Genomic DNA, 11849 nt, shown 5'->3' with positions numbered 1-11849 from the left:
AGGCGCGCAGCGCCTGTCTCGACCCCTCCGGCTGGTTGAGGAAGGCGCGCAGCGCCTGTCCCGACCCCTCCGGCTGGTTGAGGAAGGCGCGCAGCGCCTGTCTCGAAACCCGCCGGGCGGCCCAGGTCGACGGTCCGCCCCGCTGATCGAGCCGGCGCGGGTGCCAGGTCAGGCGGAGGCGACGGCGTCGGCGACGGGGGTAGAGCCGCCGACGAGCTCCCACTGCTTGCCGACGGAGGCGTCGTCGTCGAGGCACGCCGCGAGGACGGCCGCGACGTCGGCGCGGGTGACCTCGCCGCGGTCGACGGACTCGGCCAGGGTGACCGAGCCGGTGGCCGGGTCGTCGGTCAGGGCGCCGGGGCGGATGATCGTCCAGGCCAGCCCGCTCTCCCGCAGGGCGGCGTCGGCGTCGCGCTTGGCCTCGACGTAGGCCCGCCACACGTCCTCGGTGTCGTCGGGCAGGGGCTGGTCGACGCCCATGGCCGAGACCTGGACGAACCGCCGGATGCCGGCACGCTCCGCGCCGGCGATCGACTTCAGCGAGCCCTCGAGGTCGACGGTGCGCTTGCGCTCGATGTTGCCGTCGGCGCCCCCGCCGGCGGCGAAGACGACGGCCTGGCAGCCCTCGAACGCCGCGGCGTAGTCCGCCGCTTCCTGCGCCTCGATGTCGAGCAGGCGCACGACGGCGCCCTGCGACTCGAGCTCCTCGCGGTACTCCTCCTTGCGGACGAGCGCGACCGGCGTGTGGCCGCTCGCGGAGAGGGTGGTGATGAGCTGCTGGGCCACCTTGCCGTGGCCCCCGACGATCGCGATCTGGGTCATGCTCCCCACCGTACGGACGCCTGGGTGAGCGCCGACCTCAGCCGGAGAGGACCGCGGTGAGCCGCTCGACGGGGCTGGTGAGCGCCCACGTCTCGGCCAGCGCGGCGAGCCGCTCGGGGTCCCGCGGCCGGCGGGGGAGCGCGGTGCCGGAGCGGTCGAGGTCGATGTCGCGGGCGACGGCGACCACCCGCGGCGCCACCTCGAGGTAGTCCGCAGCCGCCTTGAGCTTGCCGCGCGGCCCGGGCGCCATCCCGGAGTCAGGGTCGAGGGCCGCCGCCCGGATGCCGGCCATGTCGCCATGGCGCTCGAGCAGGCTGGCCGCGGTCTTCTCACCCACGCCGGCCACCCCCGGCAGCCCGTCGGAGGCGTCCCCGCGGAGCGTGGCGAAGTCGGCGTACTGGTGGGCGTCGATGCCGTACTTGTCGCGCACCCAGCCGTTGGTCACGCGCTCGTGCTTGCCGACGCCGCGGGCGATGTAGAGCACCCGGACGTCGAGCTCGTCGTCGACGAGCTGGAAGAGGTCGCGGTCGCCGGTGACGACGTCGACCGGCTGGCCGGCGCCGGTCGCGAGGGTGCCGATGACGTCGTCGGCCTCGTAGCCGTCGGCGCCGACGACGCGGATGCCGAAGGCCTCCAGCACCTCGCGGATGATCGGGACCTGCACCTCCAGCGGGTCGGGCACCTCCTCGACGTCGGGGGAGCCGGCGACCTCCTCGACCACCCGGTGCGCCTTGTACGACGGCAGCAGGTCGACCCGCCACTGGGGCCGCCAGTCGTTGTCCCAGCAGCAGACCAGGTCGGTCGGGCGGTACTCGTCGACCAGGCGGCTGATGAAGTCCAGCAGGCCGCGGACCGCGTTGACCGGCGTGCCGTCGGGTGCCTTGATCTCCGGCACGCCGAAGAAGGCCCGGAAGTACATCGAGGCGGTGTCGAGGAGCATGAGGCGTCCGGGCGGGGTGGTCACGCGCCGCATCCTGTCAGAGCCGAGTGCCGGCCCCTCCCGCCGATCAGCCCGGTGCGCGCGCGTCGACCCCTGTCGGTGGCTAGGGTGACCGCCGTGAGCACCGGAGACGTCGAGGCAACCGACCGGCACATCCTCGAGCTGCTCGCGACCGACGGGCGGATGTCGTTCACCGACCTCGGCAAGGCGACCGGCCTGTCGACCTCCGCGGTGCACCAGCGCGTCAAGCGGCTCGAGCAGCGCGGCCTGATCCTGGGCTACGGCGCGACCATCGACCACGAGCAGGTCGGCCTGCCGCTGACCGCCTTCATCTCGATCCGCCCGATCGACCCCTCCCAGCCCGACGACTCCCCGGAGCGGCTGAGCGCGATCACCGAGATCGAGTCGTGCTGGTCGGTCGCGGGCGAGGAGTCGTACATCCTCAAGGTCCGCACCGAGACCCCCTCGGCGCTCGAGGGGCTGCTCGCGCGGATCCGGGCCGCCGCCAACGTCAACACGCGCACGACGATCGTGCTCAACACGTTCTACGAGAACCGGCCGGTCAGCGCCGCCGAGCCGGAGACCGACCCCGCCGACGGCTGACGGCACCACGCGCCGGGCTCGGTCATGCGGTGCGGCGTACCGCGCACCCCGGACCGCACGGGCGCACCTCGTCGCGCCAGCCGCGCAACACGAGCAGACGCCCGATCGTGCCCGCCGTGCGGCAGGCGGTGTCGAACACCTGCGACCACCCGAGCCGGACCGTCTGCCGGCCGGTCAGCGCCGCGTCGAGGTCGCGCTCCAGGTCGCGCGCCCGCTGGCGGGCGGAGTCGTGGAACATCCGGCCGTCCAGCTCGACGACGAGGCCGTACGGCGCGTGCTCGACGTCGCGGAGCAGCGGCCGGCCGCCGCCGTCCGTCCCGGGCACCTGCCGGACCGCGGGCGCGGCGCACCCCGATAGCCGGGCGGTGCCTGGACCCGCCGGGAGTGGTCCACGACGAGCTGGACGACCCTGGGGCCGTCCTGCCCCGGCACGACGAGTGCCGACTCCTGGTCCAGCGCTGCCGGCCACGCCGCCAGGACCCCGGCCCACGCCCGCTGGCCCCAGGTGACGGGGCCGGTGTGGTCGACGTACACCCCGGGCAGGACCCGGACCAGCCGCGACCGCCGGACCAGGCGGGCGAGCTCGTGCGGCCGCACGGCCAGCTCGGTCAGCTGCCGACGCGCCACCACGCCGTCCTGGCCCCGGAGCAGCCGCTCGAGGTCACGTGGGTCCACCCGTCCCATCCTGGGCGGCCGGTGCCGCCGCGGCGAGCGCGCGGCACCGGGCCTGTGGACAGGCGACTCGTGGGGAGTCCGTGACGCGCCAGGTGCGTCACCGGCTCCCCGCCAACCGGCTGGAAGGCACGCCCAGCTCCGGCGGGTTTCGAGACAGGCGCTTGCGCGCCTTCCTCAACCAGCCGGCGATCAGGTGAGGGCGAGCTGGGCGTCGAGCCCGGCGCGACGGCGCCACCACTCCTGGCCGGCCTCGGGCAGGGAGTGGATCGGGTCGTAGTAGTCGTAGGTGCGGGTGAGCGCCTCGGGGTCGGTCGCCTCGATCGAGGTCCGGTAGTTCTTCGTCCACCGCGAGATGCCGAGGTCGGTGTCGTACGACGTCACCTGGTGCACCCAGCGCTTGCCGACGAACGGCACGTCGCAGACGATGCGCGGCGTGGCGAAGCCGGGCAGGTAGCCCATGATCGCGGTCTGCAGCCGCTGGGCGTCGGCGAGCGAGACCCGCCAGTGCTCGGCGGCGGGGATCATGTCGCACATGTAGAAGTAGTAGGGCATGACGCCGGCACCGTCGAGCAGCGCGAAGGACAGGTCGAGCAGCGCGTGCGGGTCGGCGTTGACGCCGTCGAGCAGGACGCCCTGGTTGCGCACGTCGCGGACGCCGGCCTCGAGCATCGCCCGCGCCGCGTCGGCGACCAGCGGGGTGACCGAGTGCGCGTGGTTGGCGTGGGTGTGGATCGCCAGCGAGACGCCGCGCGAGCGGGCGAGCCCGGCGACGCGCTCGACACCGGCGCGGACGTCGTCCTGCAGCCAGTGCTGCGGCAGCCCGACCAGCGCCTTGGTGGCGAGGCGGATGTCGCGGATGTTCTCCACGTCGAGCAGGGCGGTCACGAACGCCTCGAGCCGGGGCCAGGGCATGTTCGCCACGTCCCCGCCGGACACGACGACGTCGCGCACCGACGGCGTGCGACGCAGGTAGTCGACCATCGCCTCGAGCCGGTCGTTGGGCTTGGCGAGGAACTTCAGCTTGTCGACCGCGGGCGTGGAGTTGCCGACGAGGTCCATGCGCGTGCAGTGGCCGCAGTACTGCGGGCAGGTCGGCAGGAGCTCGGCCAACACCTTGGTCGGGTAGCGGTGGGTCAGCCCCTCGGCGACCCACATGTCGTGCTCGTGCAGGGAGTCGCGGCTGGCGTAGGGGTGCGAGGGCCAGTCGGTGCGCCGGTCGGAGAAGACCGGGATCATGTAGTGGCGCAGCGGGTCGCCGTAGAACGCCTCGGTCAGCGAGCCGGGGCCGGCCGGGACCGCGTGCGGGACCATCGTGTTCATCATCTGCGGCGGCACGAGCATCGACATCGTGGCCCGCTCCCGCTGGTCGCGCTCGAGGTCGGCGTAGAACCGCTCGTCGAGCAGGTCGCCCATCAGGTCGCGCAGCTGCTTGACGTTCTTGACGCAGTGCGAGCGCTGCCACTGGACCGACTCCCACTCGGCGCGGGTCACCTCGCGCCAGCCGGGGAAGCGGGTCCAGTCGGGCTCGACCAGCTCGACCCGGCGGTACGGGTAGGGCTGGCCGGTCTCCAGGCCGATCGAGGTCTCGATGCTCATGTGAGCACGCTAACGGATGATCTTCGTCATATCCATTCACGCGCCGGAGGATCTCCGGTTCAGACGAGCCCGCTGGCCTCCAACGTCCGGCGCACGACGGCGTCGTCAGCGGCCCGCCCGTAGCGCCAGCGGAACACCCCCTCGACGACGTCGCGCAGCGGCGCCTCGTCGCCGGGGCCCAGCGGGGTGTCCATCAGCAGCAGCCGGGGCGCGTGGCCGTCGTCGTGGGGCGGCTCGTAGTCGCGCACGGGCAGCAGCCGGCCGCCCAGCCGCTCGTAGAAGACGATCCGGCGCTGGTGCTCCTCGACCAGCGCGGGTGAGAGGCCCGGCTCGTCGGGGTCCTCGACGTCCCACACCAGCCGGGTGCGTCCCTCGCCGGCGAGCAGGGCGGTCAGGTGCGCCCACATCGCCGACCCGGTGCCGCGGCCGCGCCGGCCGACGGCGTAGTAGCGCAGGAACGTCCACGACGTCGGGCCGAGGTCGCGCACCAGCGCGAGGCCCGCCGGGCCGTCCTCGTCGACGTAGGTCAGCAGGCGGTCGGCCAGCAGGTCCTCGAAGGGCGCCTGCAGGTCGTCGGGGAAGGCGCCCTCGTAGATCGCCCGCACCGCGGCCAGGTCCGCCGCGCCCAGGGACGCCGCCTCGACCAGCGCGCTCATCCGTGCACCACCCGTCCGCCGAGCACCGTGCGCAGCACCTCGATGTCCTTGATCCGGGTCGGGTCGACGGTGGCCGGGTCGTCGGAGAGCACTGCGAGGTCCGCGAGCCGCCCGGGCAGCACCTGGCCGCGCTCGTGCTCCTGGTGGGAGGCGTACGCCGACCCGAGCGTGTACGCCGTCAGGGCCTCGAGCCCCGTCATCGCCTCCTCGCGGCCCAGCGGCCGACCGCCGTCGGTCGTGCGGTTGACCAGGTCGTGGATGCCGAGCAGCGGGCGACCGTCGACCACGGGGCGGTCCGAGCTGCCGGGGACCACGATCCCGGCGTCGAGCAGCGAGCGGCCCCGGTAGGCCCAGCCGGCCCGCCCGGGGCCGAGCGCCCGCAGCATCCCGTCGCCGATCTCGCCGACGAACCGGCCCTGCGGCACGGGCACGACCCCGAGCGCGGCGGCCCGCGCCACCTGGTCGGGCCGGGAGACGCCGAAGTGCTCGATCCGGTGCCGCACGTCGGGGCGGGGCCAGCGGCGCTGCGCCTCGTCGTACGCGTCGAGGACGAGGTCGATCGCCGCGTCGCCGATCGCGTGGGCGGCGACCCGCCAGCCGGACCGGTGGGCGCCGAGGATGCGGGTGCGCAGGGCGTCGGCGTCGCCCTGGAGGTAGCCGCGGGACCCGGGGGTGTCGGCGAAGTCCTCGGTCAGCGCGCAGGTGTGGCCGATCAGCGACCCGTCGGAGAAGACCTTGACCGGGCCGATCCGCAGCCGGTCGTCGCCGAGGCCGGTGCGGATGCCGAGGTCGATGCCCGCGGTGAGGCCGTCGGTCGGGTGCGCGGGCAGGGGGTGCAGCACGTCGGCGGCGACCATCAGCTCCACGCGCACCGGCAGCCGGTCGGCGTCCCGTGCGGCCTGGTAGGCCGCGACCTCGACCGGGCTCTTGCCGATCCAGCCGCCACCGACCCCGGCCTCGACGACGCTGGTGATGCCCTCGGCGAGGTAGGCGCGCCCGGCGCGCTCGATCGCGTCGACCAGGGTGGCGACGGGGTAGGGGAGGACCAGCGGGGAGAGCAGCGACTGCGCCTGCTCCTGCAGGAGCCCGGTCGGCCGGCCCGCCCCGTCCACGACGACCAACCCGCCCGGCACGTCGGTCGGGGCGTCGGCCAGGCCGAGGTCGGCGAGCACGGCGGAGGAGACGACGCACATGTGGCCCGAGGTGTGCTTGAGCCAGACCCGGCGGCCGCCGGCGGCCCGGTCGAGCGCGTCGCGGTCGGGGTGGGCGCCGATCTTGTTCTCGTCGTAGCCCGCGCCGACGACCCACTCGTCGGGGCCGAGCGTCGCCGCCCGGGCGGCCACCGCGTCGTAGAGGTGGTCGAGCGAGGGCACCCGCAGGTCGACCTCGGCGAGCGCCAGCCCGTGCCAGGCCATGTGGTTGTGCGCGTCGTGGAAGCCCGGCACGACGACCGCGCCGTCCAGGTCGAGCACCCGCCGGGCCGGCACGTCCTCGAGCGCGACGACCCGGCCACCGAGGACCGCGACCGACGACGCGGTCAGCTCGTGGTCGGGTCCGCCGAGCGTGCGCACGCGGGCGTTGGTCAGCAGCAGGTCGGCCTGCAGCGTCCCGCTCACGCGAGCTGCGCCTTCGCGACCCGGTGGGAGGCGGTCAGCGGCAGCTCGTCGCGCACGGCCCACCGCGAGGGCACCTTGAACGCCGCGAGCCGCTCCGCGCACCACGCGCCGAGCACGTCCGGCACGTCCGCCTCGGGGACGCCCGGCACGACGACGTACGCCATGACCTCCTCGCCGCGCACCTCGTCGGGGACGCCGACGACGGCCGCGAGCCGGACCTCGGGATGGCCCATCAGCACCTCCTCGACCTCGTGGGCGGCGACGTTCTCCCCGCTGCGCCGGATCATGTCCTTGAGCCGGCCCTGGAGGAGGACGCGGCCGCGCTCGTCGATCCGCGCCAGGTCGCCGGTGGGGAACCAGCCGTCGCGGAACGGGCTCGGGTGGCCGAGGTAGCCGGTCATCATCCCCGGTCCGCGCAGCCACAGCTCGCCGTCGACGACCTGCGCCTCGCGGTGGCCGGCGGGGCGACCGAGGCTGCCGGTGCCGACCAGCTCGTCGTGGTCCTCGGCGGTGACGCGGATGTCGGCGCCGGTCTCGGTCATGCCGAACGCCTCGTACCACCCGACACCCCAGCGCTCCTCCAGCGCCGCGTGCAGCGACGGCGGGATCGCCGAGCACTGCACCGCGCGCACGCGGTGGTCGCGGTCGGCGGGGTCCGGCGGCATCTTGTGCAGCAGCACCGGCATCGAGGCCAGGCAGTAGAAGTAGGTCACGCCGTGCGCGCGCACCCGGTCCCAGAACGTCGAGGGGTGGAAGCCGTCGAGCACGACGAGGTGGGCGCCGGCGAGCAGCGCGGACACGACGTTCCACTGCGGGTCGACGTAGTGGAACGGCTGCGCGGTGAGCATGACGTCGTCGCCGGTCAGGTGCGGGAACTCCCGCAGCATCGAGCCGCCGAGGGTCGTCCAGTAGTCGTGGGTGAGCAGGCAGCCCTTCGGCCTCCCGGTGGTGCCGGAGGTGTACTGCACGTTGACGACCGCGTCGCGGTCCACCGGCCCCTGGCTGTACGCCGACGCGCCGGCGGGCCCCGCGGCCGGGCGGTCGTCCAGGTCGCCGAGCAGCACCACGCGCGGGGGCCGCTCGAGCCTGTCGAGCACGCCGCGGTGCTCGGCGGTGGTGACCGCCAACCGCACGTCGGCGTCGTCGACGAGGTGCTGGGCGTCGGCGCTGCGGTAGCGCACGTTCAGCGGCACGATCGCCGCGCCGAGCCGCGCGAGCGCCAGCCAGGTCAGCGGGAAGCCCGGCTCGTTGCCGACCATGACCGCCACCCGGTCGCCCGGGCCGACCCCGAGCCCCTGCAGCCCCGCGGCGTACGCCGCCGTCCGCTCCGCCACCTCGGCGAAGGTCAGCCGGGTGGTGCTCCCGTCGGCGGCCTCGAACGTCCACGCCGGCCGGTCCGGCCAGGTGGCGGCCGCGTGCTCGACCGCCGCCACGAGGTCGGTGGGCAGCTGCGCGGAACGGATCTCAGCCACGGACGAACTCCGTGCGCGGGCTGTCGCCCTCGCCCGAGAGGGAGGTGAGGACGGCGTGGTCGACCTCGCGGGCCAGCGCCTCGCCGAAGGTCGCGTCGAGGCCCTGGTCGAGGACCTGCTTGGCCAGGCTGACCGCCAGCGGGGGTCGGTCGGCCAGCCGCCGGGCCAGGTCGAGGGCGACCGTCTCGTGCTCGCCGGGTGCGACGGCGCGGGCCACCATCCCGATCCGGGCCGCCTCGGCACCCGAGACCCGTTCGCCGAGCAGCAGCAGCTCCTTGGCGCGCGCCCAGCCGACGAGGTGGGGGAGGAGCCGCGAGATGCCGCCGGTGACCGAGAGGCCGACGCTCACCTCGGGGAAGCCGAACGCGGCGTCCTCGGTGGCGACGACGACGTCGCAGGCCAGCGCGAACTCGCAGCCGGCGCCGAGCGCGTAGCCGTGCACGGCCGCGACCACCGGGGCAGGGAGCTCGCGCACCAGGCGAGTAACGTCCTGGATCGCCTCGAGCCGGGCGCGGGTCTGCAGCACGGTCTCGACCGGCGGCTCCTCCTTGAGGTCGTGCCCGGCGCAGAACGCCCGGCCGGTGCCGCTCAGCACGACCGCGCGGACCTCCTCGGCCAGCGCGCGCCGCAGTGCCACGACCAGGCCGTCGGTCAGCTCCGCCGTGACGGCGTTGAGCCGCTCCGGCCGGTCCAGGACGATGCGCGCGACCGCCCCGTCGCGCTCGTAGTGGACGACCACCGTCCGCCTCCTCTGCTCCTCGGCCCTGCGTACTTCCGATCGATCGATCGATCGGGCATCCTGACGGTAGGCCGCACCGGGCGGCCGGCACAAGCAGCGGAGGGAGTCCGGCGTGGCGGGAGCGGCCGACCGGGTGCGCGAGGCGGCGCTCGACCTCTTCGCGGAGCGCGGCTTCCACGGCGTCGGCATCCGCCAGCTCGCCGAGCGAGCGGGCCTGTCCTCGGCCTCGCTCTACCACTACATGGGCACCAAGGAGGACCTGCTCGCCGCGATCATGCGCGAGTGCCTCGAGCGGCTGGTGACCGACGCCGAGTCCGCCGCGACCGCGCACGCCGATCCCGTCGACCGGGTCGAGGCACTGGTGCGGGCCCACGTCGTCAGCCACGCCGAGCGGCCGCGGGAGACCCGCGTCGTCGACGGCGAGCTGGCCGCGCTGACGGGGGAGGCCCGGGCCGACGTGGTCGCGCTGCGCGACCGCTACGAGCGGGTCTGGCAGGACGCGATCGACGCCGGTGCGGCTGCCGGGTCGTTCTCGGTCCCCTCGCCCGCGGTCGCCCGCCGGGCGCTGCTGGAGATGTGCAGCGGCGTCGCGCGGTGGTACGACGCTGCCGGACCCCTGTCGCTGGCCGGGCTCGCCGACACCTACGCCGCGCTCGCCCGCCAGCTGCTCGGCGCACCGACGGCACCTCCGGGCGGGCCCGGGCGCCCGCAGGCGTAGCGTGCACAGGTCCGGCACCCGACCCCAGGAGGATCTCCCGTTGACCACCGACACCCCGCCGTGGGCCGGCTCGTACGCACCCGGGGTGCCGCTGCACCTGGACTACCCCGACCGCTCGCTGGTCGACCAGCTCGAGCTCACCGTCGAGCGGCACGCGGACAAGGTCGCGCTGGACTTCCTGGGCCGCACGACGACGTACGCCGGCCTGGCCCACCAGGTCGAGCGCGTCGCCGAGGGCCTGCGCCGGCTCGGCGTCGGGCCGGGCGACCCGGTCGCGCTGCTGATGCCGAACTGCCCGCAGCACGTGGTCGCCTTCCACGCCGTCCTGCGCCTCGGCGCGGTCGTCGTCGAGCACAACCCCCTGTACACCACCGAGGAGCTGCGGGCGCCGTTCGTCGACCACGGCGCCCGGGTGGCCGTCGTGTGGGACAAGGTCGTCCCCGTCGTCGACGCGCTGCGCGAGGCGACCGCGCTGGAGCACGTCGTCGCGGTCGACCTGACCGCCGCGCTGCCGCTGGCCAAGCGGATCGCGCTGCGCCTGCCGGTCGCCAAGGCCCGCACCGCGCGCGCCGAGCTGACCGCTGCGGCGCCGAACGCCGTGCCGTGGGCCGACCTCGCCGGAGCGCCGCCCGTCTCCGGCGACCACCCGCGGCCCTCGCCCGACGACGTCGCGCTGGTGCTCTACACCTCCGGGACGACCGGCACCCCCAAGGGCGCGGAGCTGCGCCACCGCAACCTGGTGGCCAACTGCGTCCAGGGCCGCGCCTGGGTGGGCGGGCTGCGCGAGGGCGAGGAGACCTTCCTCGTCGCGCTGCCGCTCTTCCACGCCTACGGCACCACCGTCTCGGTGCTCCTCGGCGTGATGCTGGGCGCCCGGCTGGTGCTGCTGCCCAAGCCCGACGTCGGCCTCGTCCTCGACGCGGTCGCGCGCCGCGTCCCGACCTTCGTGCCCGCCGTGCCGCCGCTCTACCGCCGGATCGCGGAGGAGGCCGAGCGGCGCGGGACCTCGTTGCAGGGCATCCGCTACGCATTGTCGGGCGCGATGCCGCTGCCCGCCGACCTGGTCGAGCGCTGGGAGGCGGTGACCGGCGGCCTGCTGGTGGAGGGCTACGGCCTCACCGAGACCTCGCCGGTCATCGTCGGCAACCCCATGTCGACGGGCCGGCGACCGGGCGCGATCGGCGTGCCGTTCCCCGACGTCGAGGTCCGGGTGGCTGACCGCGACGACCTGGGCCGCGACGTGCCGCTCGGCGAGCCGGGCGAGCTGCTGGTGCGCGGTCCGCAGGTCTTCGAGGGCTACCGCGACCGGCCCGAGGAGACCGCCGCGGCCTTCCACGACGGCTGGTTCCGCACCGGCGACGTCGTGACCATGAGCGACGACGGGTTCCTCACCGTCGTCGACCGGGTCAAGGAGCTCATCATCACCGGCGGCTTCAACGTCTACCCCAGCGAGGTCGAGGCCGCCCTGCGCGCCCACCCCGACGTCGAGGACGCCGCCGTCGTCGGCGTGCCCGACGGCTCGGGGAGCGAGCAGGTGGTGGCCGCGGTCGTCGCCGCGGAGGGCCGGACCCCCGACCCCGCCGCCCTGGACGTCCACGCCCGCGCCGCGCTCACGCCGTACAAGGTCCCGCGCCGCTACGTCGTGCTCGACGAGCTGCCGACCAACCCGATGGGCAAGGTGCTCCGTCGCGAGGTGCTCGCCGTCGTGCGGGGGCGCGAGGAGGGCTAGACCCGCGGGTCTGGACGACTGGACCGCTCCTCGGCGGGTCGCGGGCGCGACACGCCGTGCGCACGAGGATTTTTCCCCCGGATGGAGGACGCAGGCACCCGCCGTGACCTGCTGCGATGCGCGTCCGTGCAGGTCACCGCGCGGTTGACACGGGGTGGCGCCGCCGGTGAGTGTGTGCCGTCCGCCCAGGCAGATCGAGGCCGCGGACCGACGTCCGAGTGACCGGGCCAGGGGGTGTGGTGCCCAACGCCGCTCCGGCCCTGTTCGCGGAGGTCGGTCCGCA

Annotated in this window: 11 protein-coding genes; 3 read left to right on the top strand and 8 right to left on the bottom strand. The window is 74.8% G+C overall.

What is annotated here, in order from left to right; genetic code table 11:
* Positions 1 to 168 precede the first annotated feature (168 nt).
* Both QWY29_RS11655 and QWY29_RS11650 read right to left on the bottom strand, forming a co-directional pair.
* The gene (locus tag QWY29_RS11655) at positions 169 to 822 is read right to left on the bottom strand and encodes an SDR family oxidoreductase (RefSeq protein WP_300960996.1); all 654 of its coding nucleotides are present in this window, start codon (positions 820 to 822) and stop codon (positions 169 to 171) included.
* Positions 823 to 859: 37 nt separating this feature from the next.
* Entirely contained in the window at positions 860 to 1762 is a 903-nt protein-coding gene (locus QWY29_RS11650; protein WP_300961366.1) for a 5'-3' exonuclease, read from the bottom strand.
* A 117-nt stretch (positions 1763 to 1879) separates the two neighbouring features.
* Between QWY29_RS11650 and QWY29_RS11645 the strand changes: the two genes are divergently transcribed.
* Positions 1880 to 2365 (top strand): Lrp/AsnC family transcriptional regulator, encoded by a 486-nt coding sequence (locus tag QWY29_RS11645; protein ID WP_300960994.1) that lies wholly within the window; start codon positions 1880 to 1882, stop codon positions 2363 to 2365.
* Positions 2366 to 2387: 22 nt separating this feature from the next.
* Here QWY29_RS11645 and QWY29_RS11640 read toward each other — a convergent pair whose 3' ends face one another.
* The 6 genes from QWY29_RS11640 to QWY29_RS11615 all read right to left on the bottom strand — a co-directional run bounded on the left by QWY29_RS11640 (position 2388) and on the right by QWY29_RS11615 (position 9119).
* The gene (locus tag QWY29_RS11640; protein ID WP_300960993.1) at positions 2388 to 2690 is read right to left on the bottom strand and encodes a putative endonuclease domain-containing protein; all 303 of its coding nucleotides are present in this window, start codon (positions 2688 to 2690) and stop codon (positions 2388 to 2390) included.
* Positions 2691 to 3229: 539 nt separating this feature from the next.
* Entirely contained in the window at positions 3230 to 4636 is a 1407-nt protein-coding gene (locus tag QWY29_RS11635) for a KamA family radical SAM protein (protein ID WP_300960992.1), read from the bottom strand.
* A gap of 59 nt (positions 4637 to 4695) precedes the next feature.
* The gene (locus QWY29_RS11630; RefSeq protein ID WP_300960990.1) at positions 4696 to 5292 is read right to left on the bottom strand and encodes a GNAT family N-acetyltransferase; all 597 of its coding nucleotides are present in this window, start codon (positions 5290 to 5292) and stop codon (positions 4696 to 4698) included.
* Positions 5289 to 6908: an amidohydrolase gene (locus QWY29_RS11625; RefSeq protein ID WP_300960988.1), complete on the bottom strand. Its 1620-nt coding sequence runs from the start codon at positions 6906 to 6908 to the stop codon at positions 5289 to 5291. The genes QWY29_RS11630 and QWY29_RS11625 overlap by 4 nt, the downstream gene beginning before the upstream one ends.
* The gene (locus tag QWY29_RS11620) at positions 6905 to 8380 is read right to left on the bottom strand and encodes an AMP-binding protein (protein WP_300960986.1); all 1476 of its coding nucleotides are present in this window, start codon (positions 8378 to 8380) and stop codon (positions 6905 to 6907) included. The genes QWY29_RS11625 and QWY29_RS11620 overlap by 4 nt, the downstream gene beginning before the upstream one ends.
* On the bottom strand, positions 8373 to 9119 hold the full coding sequence (locus QWY29_RS11615) for an enoyl-CoA hydratase/isomerase family protein (RefSeq protein ID WP_300960984.1): 747 nt from the start codon (positions 9117 to 9119) through the stop codon (positions 8373 to 8375). Before QWY29_RS11615 ends, QWY29_RS11620 begins: the two co-directional genes overlap by 8 nt.
* A gap of 112 nt (positions 9120 to 9231) precedes the next feature.
* On the opposite strand from QWY29_RS11615, the gene QWY29_RS11610 reads away from it, so the two are divergent.
* Both QWY29_RS11610 and QWY29_RS11605 read left to right on the top strand, forming a co-directional pair.
* Positions 9232 to 9837, top strand: coding sequence for a TetR/AcrR family transcriptional regulator (locus QWY29_RS11610; RefSeq protein WP_300960982.1), 606 nt, complete (start codon positions 9232 to 9234; stop codon positions 9835 to 9837).
* 40 nt (positions 9838 to 9877) lie between these two features.
* On the top strand, positions 9878 to 11566 hold the full coding sequence (locus QWY29_RS11605) for a long-chain-fatty-acid--CoA ligase (protein ID WP_300960980.1): 1689 nt from the start codon (positions 9878 to 9880) through the stop codon (positions 11564 to 11566).
* Positions 11567 to 11849: the final 283 nt, after the last annotated feature.

The sequence above is a fragment of the Nocardioides abyssi genome, assembly GCF_030412915.1.
Lineage (GTDB): Bacteria > Actinomycetota > Actinomycetes > Propionibacteriales > Nocardioidaceae > Nocardioides > Nocardioides abyssi.
The sequence above is the reverse complement of the archived record's forward strand: the minus strand, read 5'-3'. Positions and strand labels throughout refer to the sequence as shown.